The 17530-nt window shown below is 63.2% G+C and carries 18 protein-coding genes; 14 read left to right on the top strand and 4 right to left on the bottom strand.

Going from position 1 to position 17530, the window contains the following annotated elements:
- Positions 1–96: 96 nt before the first annotated feature.
- From pdhA to ACBR42_RS12775, 7 genes are all read left to right on the top strand, one after another.
- Positions 97–1056, top strand: coding sequence for a pyruvate dehydrogenase (acetyl-transferring) E1 component subunit alpha (gene pdhA / locus ACBR42_RS12805; RefSeq protein WP_371208277.1), 960 nt, complete (start codon positions 97–99; stop codon positions 1054–1056).
- A 6-nt stretch (positions 1057–1062) separates the two neighbouring features.
- Entirely contained in the window at positions 1063–2424 is a 1362-nt protein-coding gene (locus ACBR42_RS12800) for a pyruvate dehydrogenase complex E1 component subunit beta (RefSeq protein WP_371208262.1), read from the top strand.
- Positions 2425–2438: 14 nt separating this feature from the next.
- Positions 2439–3698 carry a pyruvate dehydrogenase complex dihydrolipoamide acetyltransferase gene (locus ACBR42_RS12795; RefSeq protein ID WP_371208261.1) on the top strand — a complete coding sequence of 420 codons (1260 nt, stop codon included), beginning with the start codon at positions 2439–2441 and terminating at the stop codon, positions 3696–3698.
- A 12-nt stretch (positions 3699–3710) separates the two neighbouring features.
- A complete protein-coding gene (gene lpdA, locus ACBR42_RS12790; RefSeq protein ID WP_371208260.1) occupies positions 3711–5117 on the top strand; it encodes a dihydrolipoyl dehydrogenase in 1407 nt (468 codons plus the stop codon).
- A gap of 143 nt (positions 5118–5260) precedes the next feature.
- Entirely contained in the window at positions 5261–6253 is a 993-nt protein-coding gene (gene lipA, locus ACBR42_RS12785; RefSeq protein WP_371208259.1) for a lipoyl synthase, read from the top strand.
- On the top strand, positions 6253–6735 hold the full coding sequence (locus ACBR42_RS12780; protein ID WP_102323414.1) for a type II toxin-antitoxin system RatA family toxin: 483 nt from the start codon (positions 6253–6255) through the stop codon (positions 6733–6735). The genes lipA and ACBR42_RS12780 overlap by 1 nt, the downstream gene beginning before the upstream one ends.
- Before the next feature lie 38 nt (positions 6736–6773).
- Positions 6774–7058 (top strand): hypothetical protein, encoded by a 285-nt coding sequence (locus ACBR42_RS12775; RefSeq protein ID WP_371208258.1) that lies wholly within the window; start codon positions 6774–6776, stop codon positions 7056–7058.
- Between the two features lie 86 nt (positions 7059–7144).
- Here ACBR42_RS12775 and ACBR42_RS12770 read toward each other — a convergent pair whose 3' ends face one another.
- Genes ACBR42_RS12770 through ACBR42_RS12755 form a run of 4 tightly spaced genes read right to left on the bottom strand, consistent with a single transcriptional unit; the run spans position 7145 to position 10734 of the window.
- The gene (locus ACBR42_RS12770) at positions 7145–7648 is read right to left on the bottom strand and encodes a CinA family protein (protein WP_371208257.1); all 504 of its coding nucleotides are present in this window, start codon (positions 7646–7648) and stop codon (positions 7145–7147) included.
- 34 nt (positions 7649–7682) lie between these two features.
- Positions 7683–8141 carry a phosphatidylglycerophosphatase A gene (locus ACBR42_RS12765; protein WP_371208276.1) on the bottom strand — a complete coding sequence of 153 codons (459 nt, stop codon included), beginning with the start codon at positions 8139–8141 and terminating at the stop codon, positions 7683–7685.
- A gap of 5 nt (positions 8142–8146) precedes the next feature.
- Positions 8147–10132, bottom strand: a complete 1986-nt coding sequence (locus ACBR42_RS12760; RefSeq protein WP_371208256.1) for a transglycosylase SLT domain-containing protein — start codon at positions 10130–10132, stop codon at positions 8147–8149.
- A complete protein-coding gene (locus ACBR42_RS12755) occupies positions 10129–10734 on the bottom strand; it encodes a YjbE family putative metal transport protein (protein WP_102323418.1) in 606 nt (201 codons plus the stop codon). Before ACBR42_RS12755 ends, ACBR42_RS12760 begins: the two co-directional genes overlap by 4 nt.
- Positions 10735–10967: 233 nt before the next feature.
- Between ACBR42_RS12755 and purB the strand changes: the two genes are divergently transcribed.
- The 7 genes from purB (at position 10968) to purL (ending at position 17527) form a co-directional block, all read left to right on the top strand.
- Positions 10968–12320, top strand: coding sequence for an adenylosuccinate lyase (purB, locus tag ACBR42_RS12750; protein ID WP_102323419.1), 1353 nt, complete (start codon positions 10968–10970; stop codon positions 12318–12320).
- 42 nt (positions 12321–12362) lie between these two features.
- A complete protein-coding gene (locus tag ACBR42_RS12745) occupies positions 12363–13106 on the top strand; it encodes an NRDE family protein (protein WP_102323420.1) in 744 nt (247 codons plus the stop codon).
- Positions 13107–13235: 129 nt separating this feature from the next.
- Positions 13236–14000: a phosphoribosylaminoimidazolesuccinocarboxamide synthase gene (gene purC, locus ACBR42_RS12740; RefSeq protein ID WP_102323421.1), complete on the top strand. Its 765-nt coding sequence runs from the start codon at positions 13236–13238 to the stop codon at positions 13998–14000.
- The gene (purS, locus tag ACBR42_RS12735; RefSeq protein ID WP_102323422.1) at positions 13997–14239 is read left to right on the top strand and encodes a phosphoribosylformylglycinamidine synthase subunit PurS; all 243 of its coding nucleotides are present in this window, start codon (positions 13997–13999) and stop codon (positions 14237–14239) included. The genes purC and purS overlap by 4 nt, the downstream gene beginning before the upstream one ends.
- The gene (locus ACBR42_RS12730) at positions 14236–14619 is read left to right on the top strand and encodes a Rap1a/Tai family immunity protein (RefSeq protein ID WP_102323423.1); all 384 of its coding nucleotides are present in this window, start codon (positions 14236–14238) and stop codon (positions 14617–14619) included. Before purS ends, ACBR42_RS12730 begins: the two co-directional genes overlap by 4 nt.
- Positions 14616–15320, top strand: coding sequence for a phosphoribosylformylglycinamidine synthase subunit PurQ (purQ, locus tag ACBR42_RS12725; RefSeq protein ID WP_102323424.1), 705 nt, complete (start codon positions 14616–14618; stop codon positions 15318–15320). Before ACBR42_RS12730 ends, purQ begins: the two co-directional genes overlap by 4 nt.
- Positions 15317–17527 (top strand): phosphoribosylformylglycinamidine synthase subunit PurL, encoded by a 2211-nt coding sequence (gene purL / locus ACBR42_RS12720; protein WP_110548036.1) that lies wholly within the window; start codon positions 15317–15319, stop codon positions 17525–17527. The genes purQ and purL overlap by 4 nt, the downstream gene beginning before the upstream one ends.
- The last annotated feature ends 3 nt before the right edge of the window (positions 17528–17530 follow it).

The raw sequence follows: 17530 nt of genomic DNA, 5'->3' as shown, positions 1-17530 counted from the left end.
GCATGGCTAGGCAACAGCGCTGGCAACATGAACCAAGGACATTCGATGAGTAACGAGACAGATCCCGGCCTGTCGGGTGGGCACAACAGCCGGACCATGACGGAAGCCGACCTGAAGCACGCCTATTACCAGATGGTGCTGATCCGAAGGTTTGAGGAACGTACCGGCCAGTTGTACGGCATGGGGCTGATCGGTGGTTTCTGCCACCTGTATATCGGTCAGGAAGCGGTCGTGGTCGGGATCCAGATGGAGCTGAAGCCGGGGGACAAGATCATCACCTCCTACCGCGATCATGGACAGATGCTGGCAGCCGGCATGGACCCGCGCGGCGTGATGGCGGAACTGACCGGTCGTGAGGGGGGCTATTCCCACGGCAAGGGCGGTTCGATGCACATGTTCTCCAGCGAAAAGCATTTCTATGGCGGCCATGGCATCGTGGGCGCACAGGTCTCGCTGGGTATCGGGCTGGCGTTCGCCAACAGGTATCGTGGCACGGATGAAGTCTCCGTCACCTATTATGGCGAAGGCGCATCCAATCAGGGGCAGGTTTACGAAAGCTTCAACCTTGCCGCGCTCCACAAGCTGCCCTGCCTGTTCGTGCTGGAAAACAACCACTATGGCATGGGCACCAGCGTCGAACGGGCTTCCGCATCGAAGGAACTGTGGCGCAATGGTGAGCCGTGGGGCATTCCGGGCATGCATGTGGATGGCATGGATGTGGGTGCCGTGCGTGCCGCGGCACAGGAAGCTGTAGCCCATTGCCGTGCGGGCAAGGGGCCGGTGCTGCTGGAAGTCGATACCTACCGTTATCGCGGCCATTCCATGTCGGACCCGGCGAAATACCGCCAGCGCACCGAAGTGGACGAAATGCGCAGGAACCACGATCCCATTGATCGCGCCCGTCGTGAACTGCTGGATATGGGCGTGGCCGAAAGCGAACTGAAATCCATGGATGACCAGATCAAGTCGATCGTGGCTGATGCAGCATCCTTTGCCCAGACCAGCCCTGAACCCGATCCTTCGGAGCTGTGGACAGACGTGCTGGTGGAAAGCTGATTAGAAATGGCAACAGAAATACTCATGCCCGCCCTCTCTCCCACCATGACGGAGGGGAAGATGGCCCGCTGGCTGCGCAAACCGGGGGAAGCCGTCGCCGCAGGTGACGTGATTGCCGAAATCGAGACCGACAAGGCCACGATGGAAGTGGAAGCGGTGGATGAAGGCATAATGGGCGACATCCTGATCCCCGAAGGGACGGAAAACGTCGCTGTCAACACGCCCATCGCCATCCTGCTGGCGGAAGGGGAAGATGCGAAGGCCCGGCCCGGCGCCGCCCCCGCGCAGCAGCCTGCCGCAGCCACGTCCTCGGCTCCGGCTTCGTGTGGACCGACGCCCGCTGCCCCCAGCACGCCGCCCGCCAGCGCCCAGCCTGAAAAGGACTGGGGCGAATGCAGCGAAATCACCGTGCGCGAAGCCCTGCGCGATGCGATGGCCGCCGAACTGCGCCGTGATGGGGATGTGTTCCTGATCGGTGAGGAAGTGGCCCAGTATCAGGGGGCTTACAAGGTTTCCCAGGGGCTGCTGGACGAATTCGGTGAAAAGCGGGTGATTGACACCCCCATTACCGAACAGGGCTTTGCCGGCATGGCCATCGGTGCTGCGCTGACCGGGCTGAAGCCGATTGTGGAGTTCATGACCATGAACTTCGCCATGCAGGCCATTGACCAGATCATCAATTCCGCCGCCAAGACGCGCTACATGTCCGGTGGCCAGATGTCGTGCCCCATCGTATTCCGTGGCCCTAACGGTGCCGCCGCCCGCGTGGGCGCGCAGCATTCGCAGTGTTATGCAAGCTGGTATGGCCATGTGCCGGGCCTGAAGGTCGTGGCGCCGTGGTCGGCAGCCGATGCGAAGGGCCTGCTGCGCGCCGCCATCCGCGATCCGAACCCGGTCATCTTCCTTGAAAACGAAATCCTGTACGGACAGCGTTTTCCCTGCCCGGTGGATGAGGATTTCATCCTGCCCATTGGCAAGGCGAAGGTCGAGCGCGAGGGACGCGACGTAACCATCGTCGCTTTCTCCATCATGGTTGGCGTGGCGCTGGAAGCCGCGGCCAAGCTGGCGGAGCAGGGGATCGAGGCCGAGGTCATCAACCTGCGCACCATCCGCCCGCTGGATACCCGGACGGTGGTGGACAGCGTGAAGAAGACCAGCCGGCTGGTCACGGTGGAAGAAGGCTGGCCGTTCGCCGGTATCGGTGCCGAAATATCCATGCAGGTGATCGAACATGCGTTCGACTACCTCGATGCGCCGCCGGTGCGCGTGGCGGGGGCCGATGTGCCCATGCCGTTCGCCGCCAACCTTGAAAAGCTTGCCCTGCCCAATCCGGACTGGATCATCAATGCCGTCCGGCAGGTTGTGTGAAGGGGAAACGCACGATGTCCATCAACATCCTGATGCCCGCGCTTTCGCCCACCATGAAGGAAGGCAAGCTGGCCCGCTGGCTCAAGACGGAAGGCGACACCATCGCATCCGGTGACGTGATTGCCGAAATCGAGACGGACAAGGCCACGATGGAAGTCGAGGCCGTGGATGAAGGCGTGCTGGGCCGTATCCTGACCCCGGAAGGGACGGAAGGCATCGCGGTCAATACGCCCATCGCCATTCTGGTGGCCGAGGGTGAAAGCGTGCCGGACATCTCGGCGGCTTCTGCCACGCCCCCGGCAGCGCAGGCACCCGTGGCACCCGTGGTCGCCCCGGCTGCGGCTCCAGCCCCTGCGGTGGCTCCGTCTGCTGCCCCCGCTGCGTCCAGTGGAAAGCGTGTTTTCGCCTCGCCGCTGGCCCGCCGTATCGCGGCGCAGAAAGGGGTTGATCTGTCCACCCTGAAGGGAAGCGGCCCCAACGGCCGCATCGTGCGCCGTGATGTGGAGCAGGCCGGGCAGACCCCGGCCGCGACACCGAAAGCCGCATCCCCTGCCGCAGTGGCGGAAGCTGCGGGCACGGGTTACGCGAAGGTGCCCCATTCCACCATGCGCAAGGTGATCGCCCGCCGTCTGACGGAAGCGAAATCCACCATTCCGCATTTCTATGTGGAAATGGATGTGCAGCTTGATGCGCTCATGGCGCTGCGCAGCCAGATGAACGCGGCATCCCCTGCGGACGGACCGGGTGCGTACAAGATTTCCGTCAATGATATGCTCATCAAGGCAGTCGCCGTTACGCTGCGTCGGGTGCCGAAGGTCAATGTATCGTACACGGACGATGCGGTTCTGGTTTATGACGACGTGGATATTTCCGTGGCCGTCTCCATTCCCGATGGGCTGATTACCCCTATCGTGCGTAAGGCCGATACCAAGAGCCTGCGGCAGATCAGCACCGAAACGCGCGATCTTGTCTCCCGCGCGCGGGCGGGCAAGCTGAAGCCGGAGGAATTTCAGGGGGGCACCTTCTCCATCTCCAATATGGGGATGTACGGGGTCAAGGCGTTCTCGGCCATCATCAACCCGCCGCAGGCCGCCATACTGGCCATTGCCGCAGCCGAACGCAGGGCGGTGGTGAAGGGCGACCAGATTACGATCGCTACGGTCATGACGGTTACCCTGTCGGTCGATCACCGGGTGGTGGATGGCGCGCTGGCGGCGGAATGGGTTTCGGCCTTCCGCGCCGTGGTGGAAAACCCCATGAGCCTTGTGGTCTGAGGAAGCGGTCCAATGAGCACCACGCAATTTGATGTCATTGTTATTGGCGGTGGTCCCGGCGGTTATGTCGCGGCCATCCGCGCCGCCCAGCTTGGGCTGAAGGCCGCAGTGGTCGAAACCGCGCAGCTTGGCGGCATCTGTCTGAACTGGGGCTGCATTCCGACCAAGGCGCTGCTGCGCGCGTCGGAAATCAATCACCTGCTGCATAATCTGGATGAATTCGGCTTTGCCGCCGATAACGTGCGCTTTGACTTTACCAAGGTGGTCAAGCGTTCGCGCAAGGTTTCGGCGCAGCTTTCCGCCGGTGTCAGCCATCTGCTGAAAAAGAATGGCGTGACCGTCGTCAACGGCTTCGGCCGGCTTGCAGGCACGCAGGGCACATTGCGCAAGGTTTCCGTCACCAGTGATGGCGGGGAAACCATTCTGACCGCCCCGAACGTGATTCTGGCTACGGGCGCGCGGGCGCGTGTGCTGCCCGGACTGGAACCTGATGGCAGGCTTGTCTGGTCCTACCGCGAGGCCATGGTGCCCACCGAACTGCCGGGCAGCCTGCTGGTGATCGGGTCGGGGGCAATCGGGGTAGAATTCGCGTCCTTTTACCGGAACATGGGGGCGGAGGTCACGATTGTGGAAGTGGCCGACCGCATCCTGCCGGTGGAAGATGCCGAAATCAGCACCTTCGCCCGCAAGGCCTTGGAAAAGCAGGGCATGAAAATCCTGACCGGTGCGAAACTGGGCCGGATTGGCAAGGATGGGGACAGCGTGACGGTGGAGGTCACCGCCGGGGGAAAAACGCAGTCCGTTGTGGTGGAGCGCGTGATCTCGGCTGTGGGCATTGTCGGCAATGTCGAGAATATCGGGCTTGAGGGCACGGCGATCGAAGTCGACCGGACCCACATCAAGGTCGATCCCTACTGCCGCACGGGTGAAAAGGGTGTTTACGCCATCGGTGATATCGCATCCCCGCCATGGCTTGCCCACAAGGCCAGCCATGAAGGCGTGATGGTGGCCGAACAGATCGCGGGCCGCACGGTCCACCCGATCAGCCCGCTGAACATTCCCGGCTGCACCTACTGCCGTCCGCAGGTGGCGTCGGTCGGGATGACGGAAGAACGCGCAAAGGCGGCTGGTCACAAGATCCGTGTCGGGCGCTTCCCCTTCATTGGTAACGGCAAGGCCATTGCGATGGGTGAGCCGGAAGGGCTGGTGAAGACCATTTTCGATGAGGCGACGGGCGAACTGCTGGGTGCCCATATGGTCGGGCCGGAAGTGACCGAGATGATTCAGGGATACGTGATCGCCCGCACGGGTGAACTGACGGATGCCGAACTCAAGGAAACCGTTTTCGCGCATCCCACCATATCGGAAACCATGCACGAAGCCGTGCTGGCGGCGTATGACGGGGCGCTGCATATCTAACGCTGCCTGCGGCGGGGCAGGATCACGCGGTACCTGATCGTGCGGTTGTGATCCCGTCACGCGGGGAAGCGGGCAAGAACGCTTGACGCGGTGGGGCTGGCGTTACACTTGTGCTTATCTGCCTGTTTGCGGGGACCTGGTACATGTCTGTGCGTGTGATGATCGACCACCGGAAGAAGGGGGACACGCCCCTTCGCCATCCAGAAAAGGCGCACAAGCCTGACAATCCCATCGCGCGCAAGCCCGACTGGATACGGGTGCGCGCGCCCAATCACCCCACCTATCATGAAACGCGCAAACTCATGCGTGACAACAAGCTTGTCACGGTATGCGAGGAAGCGGCATGCCCCAATATCGGGGAATGCTGGTCCCAGCGTCATGCGACCATGATGATCATGGGGGAAATCTGCACGCGGGCCTGCGCATTCTGCAATGTCACGACCGGCATGCCCAATGCGCTTGATGCCGATGAACCCGAGCGCGTGGCGGATGCGGTGGCCCGTCTGGGGCTGCGGCATGTCGTTATCACTTCCGTTGACCGCGATGATCTGGCCGATGGTGGCGCACATCATTTCGCACGGGTGATTGGTGCCCTGCGTGCCAGCGCGCCGGATACGACGGTCGAGATCCTGACGCCTGATTTCCTGCGCAAGCCCGGCGCGCTGGAGGTTGTGGTCCGTGCGCGGCCCGATGTGTTCAACCATAATCTGGAAACCGTGCCCCGGCTGTATCCCACGATCCGCCCTGGTGCGCGCTATTACCAGTCGCTGCGCCTTCTGGATGATGTGAAGCGGATGGACCCGTCCATCTTCACGAAGTCAGGACTGATGCTCGGCTTGGGCGAAGAACGGACCGAAATCTCGCAGGTCATGGATGATCTGCGTATTGCGGACGTTGATTTCATCACTCTGGGGCAATATCTCCAGCCTACGGTCAAGCATGCCGCGGTGGCCCGGTTCGTTACGCCGGATGAATTCGCTGATTACGCGACGATCGCGCGCGTAAAGGGCTTTCTTCAGGTCAGTGCCTCGCCACTGACCCGGTCATCGTATCATGCGGATTCTGATTTTGCGGAACTGCGCGCCGCACGTGAACACCGCCTGCGGACAGAGCGTGGCGCGATGGAGAGTAACTGATGCCCACCCATGCCGAACGTCGGCTTATTGCCTATTCCCCCGATCAGCTTTTTGATCTGGTGGCCGACGTCGGGAAATACCCACAGTTTCTGCCGTGGTGTACCAACGCGCGGGTTCGTACGCGCACCAGCACCGAACTGGTTGCGGACCTGACCATAGGGTTTGGTCCGTTTCGGGAGACATTTACCAGCCGCGTCCTGCTTGAAGCACCCAGCACGATACGGGTCAGCTACGAAAAAGGGCCTTTCCGCTATCTGAACAATGTATGGACGTTCACGCCCGATGCGCGTGGATGTCTGGTTGATTTCTTTGTGGATTTCGAATTCCGTTCCCGCCTGTTGCAGGCGGCGATCGGCGTTGTCTTCAATGAAGCCGTGCGTCTCATGGTTTCGGCCTTTATCCGCCGTGCGCGGGATATTTACGGCCAGCCCGCAACGCCGGCTCCGCCGCCGATCGGCACGGCAAAAGCCGGTAATGCCTGATCCCCTCAAACCGTCAGTCCGGATTGGGAAACCTCATCATGAAAAAATTCATTTCCGCCATGGCAGGCTGCATGCTGCTGGGCATGACATCGCTTGCCAGTGCTGCGCCGGCAGCCCATCATCCCGCCCCCGGCAGTGATGCCGAAACGGCGGACCTGAATGCACAGAGCCTGCAGAAAGCCCGCGCCTCACTTCCCCCGCAGGCCGCGTCTGCTGCCCCGCCGGTAGCCGCCCCCGGCCATCCGGTACAGGCGGCGGGAACAGGCGAAACCGCCAGCCCCATCCGCGTGCCGGAAACAGGTAGCACGGTTTCCGCATACTGATCGTCCCATCCGTGGCAGGAAGGCGGCTCTTCCTGTCAGTATTGCGGCAGCGTGCCTAAAGCTTTCCTGTAATGCAGTGCTGCCGTTTATCCCGTATTCAGCCGGTCCGCATGGTCAAGCAGCAGCGAAAGGGCGATGCGGACGGCCTGCGCGCGGATTTCGGTGCGGGTGCCTGCAAATACATGGGAAACCGTGTCCACCTGTCCCCCGCACGCCGTACCAAACCAGACCAGTCCCACCGGTTTGTCCGGCACGGCGCCACCCGGTCCGGCAATGCCGGTGATGGACACGGCCATATTGGCATCGGGCGCATGCGCAAGGGCGCCCTGTGCCATGGCGGCGGCGACCTCCCGGCTTACGGCGCCGTGGCGTTCCAGCAGGCCGAGGGATACGCCCAGCGTATGGTGTTTCATGCTGTTGGAATAGGTGACGAAACCGCCCGCCACCACATCGGACGATCCGGCGGCATGGGTCAGCGATGCGGCCAGCAGTCCGCCCGTGCAGCTTTCCGCCGTGACAATGCGGCGGCCCGCAGTGCGCAGCCGCATCAGGGCATCGGGCATACGGGCAAGAAATGTATCAGGTAACATCCGTCACATTCTCCTTCGCTGTGGCGGTAACGCGTCAGGCCAGATAACGGATGCCTGTCAGGATGATGGCGGCCATGATCCCGGCCACGACATCATCCCCCATGATGCCGAGCGCATCATGCCGCCGGTCGAACCAACCTACGGGACCGGGCTTGGTGATATCGAACAGGCGGAACAGGGCGAAGGCCAGCAGCAGCCACAGCACATCCACCCAGCGCAGGGCGGAAACGGGCAGGGGCGCCAGCGGGAACATCGCCAGCCACATGCCCACGACTTCATCAATCACGATCCAGCCGTGATCTTCCCCATTGGATACCAGTGCCGTGGCCCGGTAGCCGATCAGGGTGCAGGCAATGATGGCCAGCGCCATCCATGTCCATTGTCCCAGCAGGGGGACACCCACAACCATGGCCGCGAATGATCCCACCGTGCCCGGCGCACGCGGGGCAAAGCCGCAGCCCCCGAAGCTGGCAATCAGGCGGGCAGGGGACACCGCCATCAGTCCTGCGCCAGTGCGGGGTCGGTTGCCTGATAAATGGCCATGTTCTCCTCCACCCTTTCAACGTAATTGCGTGTTTCCCCGAAAGGAATGCTTTCGATCCAGTCCAGCAGGGCATCGGGCACAGGCGTATCGCGCGCCGGGTTGCCCAGTGTCAGCAGCCAGTTGTCCGTGCGGTGCGGCCCGGCATTATAGGCCGCCGCAACGTAAGGAACGGCTCCCCCCACGCGCTGGGCTATATCCGCCAGATAGGCGGCACCCAGCCGCATGTTCAGTTGCGGATCGGTCAGGGTGGCAGCACTGACCGGCACATCCGTCATGCCGACCTTGCGCGCAACGTCGCGTGCCGTGGACACCAGAAGCTGCATGAGGCCGATAGCATGGGCCGGGCTGACCACCGCAGGGTCAAACCCGCTTTCCTGCCGCGCCACGGCCAGTTCCACATCCGCAGGCAGGATGCTTGTAGGCGGGGTGTAGGGGCGGGGCCAGCCTTCGCGTATCAGCGTCAGCCCGTCGCGTCCGGCCAGACGGGCGATCATGACCGCGGCATCCGGCACGTTCAGCCGTGTCGCCATGCGTGCGGCCAGCACATGCGTCATCGCATCCGTGCCCTGCGCATCAAGGGCCAGGATGAAATCACGCGCATGATGCCCGTCACCCCATGCCGCCAGAATTTCCGCCGCGCGCGCCAGTTCCGTCGTATCGAACCGCACGGCATCGGCTACGGTGGGGCTGGGTTCCTTTTCGCGCAGCAGGTGCGCGCGGATCTGGCGGCCCGCCTGATCGGGAACCAGCAACTGGTTCATCCGGTTGCCCGCCAGCCATTCAATCGCCATCTGCCCGTAGAAGGTATTGGCAAGTTCCGCCGCGTGCGTCCATTGGGTCCGCGCGGGTTCATGCCGGCCACAGGCCCATAACGCGCGTCCCAGCCAGAACTGCCCCCGGCTGCGGGTAATGACGGGAACCGCCTGCGCCAGCGGGGTGAAGTCAGCCTGTGCGTGTTCGGCGTCATGCAGGTATTCGAGCCTGATCCAGCCGGTCAGGAACAGGGCGTCAAAATGGTTGGCCGCGCCGATATCCGCCGTGTCGTTGGCGATGAGCAGGGCGTCCTGTGGCCTGCGGGCCTGAAGCAGGTCGCGGGCCAGCCCGTCACGTTCGCGCCAGAATGCGGCTGCGGCGCCGCCGGTTGCATGCTGTTCCGTCTCGATGCCCCGTGCGCGCCACAGGGCCAGCGCATCATCCAGCCGCTGTGCATGGTGCAGCCAGCGCAGGCGGTCCAGCAATAATGCCGCATCAGCCTGCTGTTCAGGCGGTAGCAGGGCCAGTGTCGTTTCCGCCTGCGGATCATTGCGGCGGAAGGCGATGCGCGCGCGGGCAATGGGTTGCTGCGCCGGGTTCAGCAGGGGGGCCTGCCGGGTCGCGGCTTCGACCTGTCCCGCGCGTTCCTGCCGGTCGAAGCGCTGCCAGTGGTCCTCCGGCGTGAAAGCGCTGCCGAAGGCCGCCAGCATCGCCTGCGCGTCGGTCGGGCTGTCGGCGCGGTGTATCCATGTATCACGCGCCCAGTCATCCAGCTTCGCCGGGCGGGGAGATGCACTGTTGCAGCGCAGCAGCGCATGCACATCCTTCAGCGGCAGGACACCGCACAACCGCCCCGCCGTGACGTCATCCGGCTCGGCTGCAAGGGTCTGCTGAAACCGTGCCAGCAGGGTGGGGCGCTGTGGCCAGGCGGCATTTTCGTGCAGGAAGGTCGCGTATTCATCGGAACTTCCCCCCACCGGGGAAAGCAGGCGCAGGTAGACCACCAGCTTCGCGGCAATCGGGTCATCATCCGCATTGCCGGTCGCGGCCTGCGCTGGGGTGGGCCAGTTTTCTGCCTTCACCGCAGGCGGCAGGGATGATGCGGCAGGGGAAGGCAGCGCCAGCAGGCCGGACAGCGCCAGCCCCGTCGCAATGCCCAGACGATGGCTGGCGCGTGTACTCGTCATGCGGCGCCCCCGATATGGGTCCAGACCTCGCCACCGCCCTTGATGATGAGTTCGATCGCCACAACCAGCACAACCAGCAGCCCGATCCACGAAATCCAGCGATACCGTTCCAGCAGGCGCGCGATCAGGGATGCCGCAACTGCCATCAGCACGACCGATATGACCAGCCCCGTGACCAGCACGCCCATATGTTCGCCCGCGGCCCCGGCTACCGCCAGAACGTTATCAAGGCTCATGGACAGGTCGGCCACCATGATGCGGATGATGGCATTGCGCAGCGATCCGGGGGCGGGGGCTGCATCGTTCTCTACGGCATCACCGCGCATTTCCCGATACATGCGCCAGCACACCCACAGCAGCAGCAGGCCGCCCGCCAGCGTCAGCCCGATAATGGCCAGCAGCCTGACGGCGACCAGCGCCAGCCCGATCCGTATGACTGCAGCCCCCAGTATCCCGCACAGGATGGCGATTCGCCGCGAACGGTGCGGCAGGTTACGCACCGCCAGCCCCACCACGATCGCGTTATCGCCCGCGAGTGTCACGTCAATCAGGATAACCTGGGCCAGCGCATAAAGCGAAGACGGCGAAAAAATAGCGGACATGGAGCAGATACGATCCTGTAGGGGCATGCCCGTGGGCAGCGCGCGGTGCGTTATAACCGCTTTATGCCGTTGTGTGCGCCCATGATGCAATCACACCTGTCATGACAGATGATGTCGCCCCCTGATCGCCTTCATGATGGATCGGACGTGAATTAAGGGAGACGCACGCAACAGAATTGGGTAGGAAAGCGGCCTGATCCCGATTGTGTCGCTACGTGAGGAAGCCTGAGAACATGGTACCGCGCTATACCCGCCCCGTCATGGCCGCCATCTGGTCCCCTGAGAACCGCTACCGCATCTGGTTCGAAATCGAGGCCCTGGCCTGCGAGGCGATGGCGGAATATGGCGCGATTCCCGCCGAATCCGCCCGGACCATCCGCACGAAGGGCGATGCCGCCATGGCCGCCTTTTCGCAGGCCGATCTGGACCGTATTGACGAGATCGAGGCCGAAACCCGTCACGATGTCATCGCGTTCCTGACATGGCTTGCTGAAAAGATCGGACCGGACAGCCGTTTCGTGCATCTGGGCATGACATCGTCCGACGTACTCGATACCTGCCTGTCGGTGCAGATGGTGCAGGCGACGGACCTGCTTCTGGAAGATGTCGATGCCGTGCTGGCGGCGCTGAAGCGGCGTGCGTTTGAACACAAGCATACCCTGACCATCGGCCGCAGCCACGCCATCCATGCCGAACCGACATCGTTCGGTCTGAAGCTTGCGGGCCATTATGCCGAATTCGCCCGCAACCGCGAACGGCTGGTCCGCGCGCGTGCCGAAATCGCGGTCTGCGCCATTTCGGGCGCGGTGGGCACCTATGCCCATATCGACCCGCGCGTTGAGGAATATGTGGCGGAAAAACTCGGGCTCAAGCCCGAGGATGTCTCCACGCAGGTCATCCCGCGCGACCGGCATGCCGCCTATTTCTGCGCACTGGCCGTGATCGCCAGCGGGATCGAGCGTCTGGCGACCGAAGTGCGTCACCTTCAGCGTTCCGAAGTGCGCGAAGCGGAAGAATTCTTCCACAAGGGGCAGAAGGGCTCGTCGGCCATGCCGCACAAGCGCAACCCTGTGCTGTCGGAAAACCTGACGGGTCTGGCGCGCCTTGTGCGTTCGCACGTCATTCCTGCGCTGGAGAACGTGGCGCTGTGGCATGAACGCGACATCAGCCATTCCTCCGTCGAGCGTAACATCTGCCCCGATGGCACGATCGGCCTTGATTTCGCCCTCATGCGCCTTGCGGGCATGATGGAAAAGCTGGTGGTCTATCCCGAGCAGATGCAGGCCAATATCGACAGCCTTGGCGGGGTGGTGCATTCGGGCGAAGTGTTGCTGGCGCTTGCGCGTGCGGGCATCCTGCGCGAGGATGCCTACCGTATCGTCCAGCGTAACGCGATGGCGACATGGACCCGGCTGGGCCACAAGGATGGCCGGACCTTCCGTGAGAACCTTGCTGCGGACCCGGAAGTGGCCGGACGCGTCGCGCCGGAGGTTCTGGACGCCGCCATGGACAGCGCATCCCACCTGCGCATGATCGACCATACCTATACCCGCGTCTTTGGCGAGACAGGCCCCGCGCGGACCTGATCCCGCCTGCGGATAGGGAACAACAGCACAGGATACCGAGGCGTGTGCACAGTCGTCATCTCCCACGATCCACAGCAGGAATGGCCGCTACTGCTGGCGGCCAATCGTGATGAACGTCTCGACCGGCCATGGCTGCCGCCCGCACGGCACTGGGCCGACCAGCCCGATGTCATCGGCGGGCAGGACGAGGTCGCCGGTGGGTCCTGGCTGACCCTTAATGATGCAGGTGTGGTCGCGGGGATCATGAACCGCGTGGGCAGTCTTGGCCCCGCGCCGGGCAAGAACTCGCGCGGGGCGCTTCCCCTCATGGCGGGGCGCTTTTCCACCGCGCGGGAAGCCGTGGCCCATATCGGCCAGATCGACGCCGGGGCATGGCGATCGTTCAACATGATCGTGGCGGACCGGACGGACGCCTTTTTCATCCGGGGGCCGGGCTACGGCCAGCCGCAGGTGGAAGGGCTTGAACCGGGCGTGCATATGGTCGCCACGACCGATCCCGATGACATGGCCATGCCGCGCATCCACCGCCACCTGCCGCGTTTCCGCGCCGCCGCGCGCCCGGTGCCGCCGGAATGGACGCAGTGGACCACCCTGCTGGCCGACCGTTCGCTACCGGCGGGCAGCGAGATCAACATTCCCCCGCGTTCGGGTTTCGGCACATGCAGTTCGTCGGCCATCGGTGTGGCGGTGGACAGCCGCCGGTCATGGTTTTTTGCCGCGGGCGCACCCGACCGGGTGGGCTACAGCCCGGTCGATCTTGACGCATCGGGCGCGCAGGCAAGGTAAATGGTATCTTCCCGACCGGATCGCTGCTATGGCATGCGCATCATTCGGGATCATGCCGACAGCAGATCCTACAGATCAGGGGAGGGGCCGCTCCCGGCCCGTCCCCGCAGCGTTATGTGAAGGACGAGTATGGGCCGCCGCCGTCAGCTTTACGAAGGAAAAGCCAAAATCCTTTTCGAGGGTCCCGAACCCGGGACCCTCGTGCAGTATTTCAAGGATGACGCCAGCGCCGGCAACGGCGCGAAAAAGGGCATCATCACCGGCAAGGGTGTGCTGAACAACCGTATCAGCGAACACCTGATGCTGCGACTGCATGATATCGGGATTCCCACCCACTTCATCCGCCGCCTGAACATGCGCGAGCAACTGATCCGTGAAGTCGAGATCATCCCGCTGGAAGTCGTGGTGCGCAACGTGGCCGCAGGCAGCCTGACACAGCGGCTGGGCATTCAGGAAGGCACGCGCCTGCCGCGTCCGATCATCGAATACTATTACAAGAACGACGCCCTGAACGACCCGATGGTGAGTGAGGAACACATCACCGCCTTCGGCTGGGCCTGCCCGCATGACATGGAAGACATCGTGGCGCTGAGCATGCGCGTGAACGACTTCCTGTGCGGCCTGTTCATGGGCATCGGCATCATCCTTGTCGATTTCAAGCTGGAATTCGGCCGCCTGTTCGAGGGCGACAACATGCGTATCGTTCTGGCTGACGAAATCTCGCCCGATAACTGCCGCCTGTGGGATGCCAAGACCAGCGAAAAGCTGGACAAGGACCGTTTCCGCAAGGACATGGGCAAGGTTGAAGAAGCATATCAGGAAGTTGCGATGCGCCTGGGTATCCTGCCCGAGGCCACGAATTCCGACATGAAGGGACCGGAGGTAATGCAATGAAGGTACGCGTGACCGTCATGCTGAAGGAAGGCGTGCTCGACCCGCAGGGCAAGGCCGTGGAACATGCGCTGCATGTGCTGGATTTCGGCAATGTGGGGGAAGTCCGTATAGGCCGCGTGATCGAGCTGGAAGTGGACGAGACCGATCGTGAACGCGCCCGCGCGCAGGCCGACGCCATGGCGCGCGCGCTGCTGGCCAACCTTGTGATCGAGGACTTCGTGACGGAGGTCATTGGATGAAAACCGCCCGCCTTCTTGCCCTGGCCTGCGCCATGGCAGCGAGCATGCCGGTGGCGCAGGCGTACGCCCAGCGGGTGTCGCGGCTGGATGGCACGCAGCTTGGATCGCTGTGCACCAAGGCCGCGAGCGCTGGTGTATGTGATGCCTACATTTCCGGCATCGCGGATTCCGCGGCCCTGGCGCACCTGTTCGAGCGGAATGCCGAAAAGGACACCAAGGATGTCGCGGCCTTCTGTATCGCGCCTGCAACACCGATCGCGGACATGCGCGGCAAGGTCGTAAGCTGGATGAAGGACCATCGCGACGGGCTGAGCCGCCCGGCGGGCGAGGTCGTGTTCACCGCACTGCACGAATCCTATCCCTGCGGCGGCAGCAAATGAAGGCGGCGATTGTAGTTTTCCCCGGCACCAACCGCGAACGCGACATGGCGATCGCGCTGCGTGGTGTGACCGGGCAAGCCCCCGTTATGGTATGGCACCGTGATACCGCGCTGCCCGCCGGGGTGGACCTTGTGGTCCTGCCCGGTGGCTTCAGCTATGGCGACTACCTGCGCTGTGGCGCGATGGCGGCCCATGCCCCGATCATGACGGCCATACGCGAATACGCGAACAGGGGCGGGCATATCCTTGGCGTGTGCAACGGTTTCCAGATCCTGACGGAAGCGCAGCTTCTGCCCGGTGCGTTGCTGCGTAACGCGGCGCTGCGTTTTCTGTCGCAGGACTGCTTCCTGCGCGTCGAGCGTGACGATACGCCGTTTACCCGCCATTGGGCCAAAGGCGACGTGTTCCGTACCCCCATGGCGCATGGCGATGGCAATTACATTGCCGAGGCCGAAACCATCCGCGCGCTGGAAGACAGCGGTCGCGTGGCCTTCCGCTACGTGGCGGAAAATGGACGGATGGACGCGGGGGATCCGCAGCTCAATCCCAATGGCTCGATGAACGCCATTGCGGGTGTGTTCAGCGAAAACCTGCGTATCTGCGGCATGATGCCCCATCCGGAGGATCTGGTTGATCCGCTGATGGGCGGCGAGGATGGTAAACCCCTGTTTACGGGGCTTGTGGAGGCACTGGTCGGATGAGCGCAAAGGCACAACGGCCCGTTGATGAGGCGCTGGCCCGCGAATTCGGCCTGACGGCGGAAGAATACGGCAACGTCCTGTCGATCATGGGCCGCACGCCCACGTTTACGGAACTGGGCATTTTCTCGGTCATGTGGTCCGAGCACTGTTCGTACAAATCGTCGCGTGCGTTCCTCAAAACCCTGCCGACAAAGGCCCCGTGGGTCATCCACGGTCCCGGTGAAAATGCGGGCGTGGTCGATATCGGGCAGGGACTGGCTGCCATCTTCAAGATGGAAAGCCATAACCACCCCTCCTTCATCGAACCCTATCAGGGGGCGGCGACCGGCGTGGGCGGCATCCTGCGTGACGTGTTCACCATGGGCGCGCGGCCTGTCGCCAACCTGAACGCCCTGCGTTTTGGCGATCCCAATAACCCGCAGACCCGCCGCATCGTTGATGGCGTGGTGCGTGGCGTGGGTGGTTATGGCAACTGCGTCGGCGTGCCGACCGTGGGCGGGGAAATCAATTTCCACCCGGCCTATGACGGCAATCCGCTGGTTAACGCCATGACGGTCGGTGTTGCACGGCAGGACCGCATCTTCCTGTCGGCGGCGGCGGGAATCGGCAATCCTGTCATCTATGTCGGTTCGAAAACCGGGCGTGACGGGATTCATGGTGCGACCATGTCCTCGTCGGAATTTGATGAAGACGCGCTGGCCAAGCGTCCCACCGTGCAGGTGGGGGACCCGTTTGTCGAAAAGCTGCTGATCGAAGCCTGCCTTGAACTGATGGCGACCGATGCGATCGTGGCCATTCAGGACATGGGTGCTGCGGGCCTGACCTCATCCTCCGTCGAAATGGCGGGCAAGGGTGGTGTCGGCATCGACCTTGACCTTGATAACGTGCCCCAGCGCGAGCGCGGGATGACGGCATATGAAATGATGCTGTCCGAAAGTCAGGAACGCATGCTGATCGTGCTGCGTCCCGACCGCACGGAACAGGCGCGCGCCATTTTCGATAAATGGGAACTGGATTTCGCGGTCATCGGCCATCTGACCGATACCGGCAACATCGTGATCCGGCACAAGGGCGAGATCGAGGCAGAGATTCCGCTGGCGCCGCTGGCCGATCAGGCCCCGGTCTATCACCGTCCGACGGCACCGGCGCAGAAGCCGCAGCCGATGGAGCCGATCATCGACCCGGTAGGTATCGAACAGGCGCTGATCCGGCTGATCGGCTGTCCGGATCTGGCGTCGCGTGCCTGGGTGTACAACCAGTATGACAGCACGGTTGGCGGCCAGACGGTGCGCAGGCCGGGTGCCGCCGATGCCGCCATCGTCAAGGTGGAAGACACCGATCTGGGCCTTGCGCTGACCACGGACTGCACCCCGCGTTACTGCCGCGCCGACGCACGCCTTGGTGGCGCGCAGGCCGTGGCGGAGGCATGGCGCAACATTACCGCGACGGGTGCGCGCCCGCTGGCGGTAACGGACAACCTGAACTTCGGCTCACCTGAAAAGCCGGAAGTGATGGGCCAGTTTGTCGATGCCATCGCCGGTATGGGTGATGCGTGCCGCGCGCTGGATTTCCCCGTCGTCAGTGGCAATGTCTCGCTTTATAACGAGACGCGTGCGCCGGACGGCACGTCCCAGTCCATTCTGCCGACCCCGGCCATTGGTGGCCTTGGCGTGCTGGAGGACGTGCGCACGGCGGTCGGTCTGGAAATGCCCGATGGCTGCGACATCATGCTGCTGGGCGAGACGAAGGGCCAGCTTGGCCAGTCGATCTGGCTGCGTGAGATACTGGGCAGCCAGGATGGCGAACCGCCCACGCTTGACCTTGCAGCGGAACGGCGCAATGGCGATTTCGTGCGCGGCCTGATCCAGAACGGCACTGTTATCGCCTGTCATGACGTGGCTGATGGCGGTATTCTGGTTGCCGTGGCGGAAATGGTCATGGCCGGGCAGGCGGGTTGCGTGCTGGAAAGCCCGCAATCGGGCATGCGGCCCGAAGCGTTCTGGTTTGGTGAGGACCAGTCCCGTTACATCGTGGCGGTGCGCGACGGGCAGGCACTGGCCGATCTGGCGGCTGCAGCGGGTGTTCCATGCCGCAGGCTGGGCCGTTCAGGGGGCGAGGGTTTGACATTGCCCAATGGTTCCACAATATCCAAGGCACGTCTGGTTGCGGTTCATACCGAATTCTTTCCGCGACTGATGGACCGATAGGGC

It is taken from the genome of Komagataeibacter sp. SM21 (assembly GCF_041402665.1).
Classification (GTDB): Bacteria; Pseudomonadota; Alphaproteobacteria; order Acetobacterales; family Acetobacteraceae; genus Komagataeibacter; species Komagataeibacter saccharivorans.
Note: the sequence above shows the minus strand (reverse complement) of the source record. Positions and strands in the feature narration are given on the sequence as shown.

Coding starts and splice junctions, on each gene's coding strand:
- pdhA (WP_371208277.1), top strand. CDS start 97: ATGACGGAAGCCGACCTGAAGCACGCCTATTACCAGATGGTGCTGATC.
- ACBR42_RS12800 (WP_371208262.1), top strand. CDS start 1,063: ATGGCAACAGAAATACTCATGCCCGCCCTCTCTCCCACCATGACGGAG.
- ACBR42_RS12795 (WP_371208261.1), top strand. CDS start 2,439: ATGTCCATCAACATCCTGATGCCCGCGCTTTCGCCCACCATGAAGGAA.
- lpdA (WP_371208260.1), top strand. CDS start 3,711: ATGAGCACCACGCAATTTGATGTCATTGTTATTGGCGGTGGTCCCGGC.
- lipA (WP_371208259.1), top strand. CDS start 5,261: ATGTCTGTGCGTGTGATGATCGACCACCGGAAGAAGGGGGACACGCCC.
- ACBR42_RS12780 (WP_102323414.1), top strand. CDS start 6,253: ATGCCCACCCATGCCGAACGTCGGCTTATTGCCTATTCCCCCGATCAG.
- ACBR42_RS12775 (WP_371208258.1), top strand. CDS start 6,774: ATGAAAAAATTCATTTCCGCCATGGCAGGCTGCATGCTGCTGGGCATG.
- ACBR42_RS12770 (WP_371208257.1), bottom strand. CDS start 7,648: ATGTTACCTGATACATTTCTTGCCCGTATGCCCGATGCCCTGATGCGG.
- ACBR42_RS12760 (WP_371208256.1), bottom strand. CDS start 10,132: ATGACGAGTACACGCGCCAGCCATCGTCTGGGCATTGCGACGGGGCTG.
- ACBR42_RS12755 (WP_102323418.1), bottom strand. CDS start 10,734: ATGTCCGCTATTTTTTCGCCGTCTTCGCTTTATGCGCTGGCCCAGGTT.
- purB (WP_102323419.1), top strand. CDS start 10,968: ATGGTACCGCGCTATACCCGCCCCGTCATGGCCGCCATCTGGTCCCCT.
- purC (WP_102323421.1), top strand. CDS start 13,236: ATGGGCCGCCGCCGTCAGCTTTACGAAGGAAAAGCCAAAATCCTTTTC.
- purS (WP_102323422.1), top strand. CDS start 13,997: ATGAAGGTACGCGTGACCGTCATGCTGAAGGAAGGCGTGCTCGACCCG.
- ACBR42_RS12730 (WP_102323423.1), top strand. CDS start 14,236: ATGAAAACCGCCCGCCTTCTTGCCCTGGCCTGCGCCATGGCAGCGAGC.
- purQ (WP_102323424.1), top strand. CDS start 14,616: ATGAAGGCGGCGATTGTAGTTTTCCCCGGCACCAACCGCGAACGCGAC.
- purL (WP_110548036.1), top strand. CDS start 15,317: ATGAGCGCAAAGGCACAACGGCCCGTTGATGAGGCGCTGGCCCGCGAA.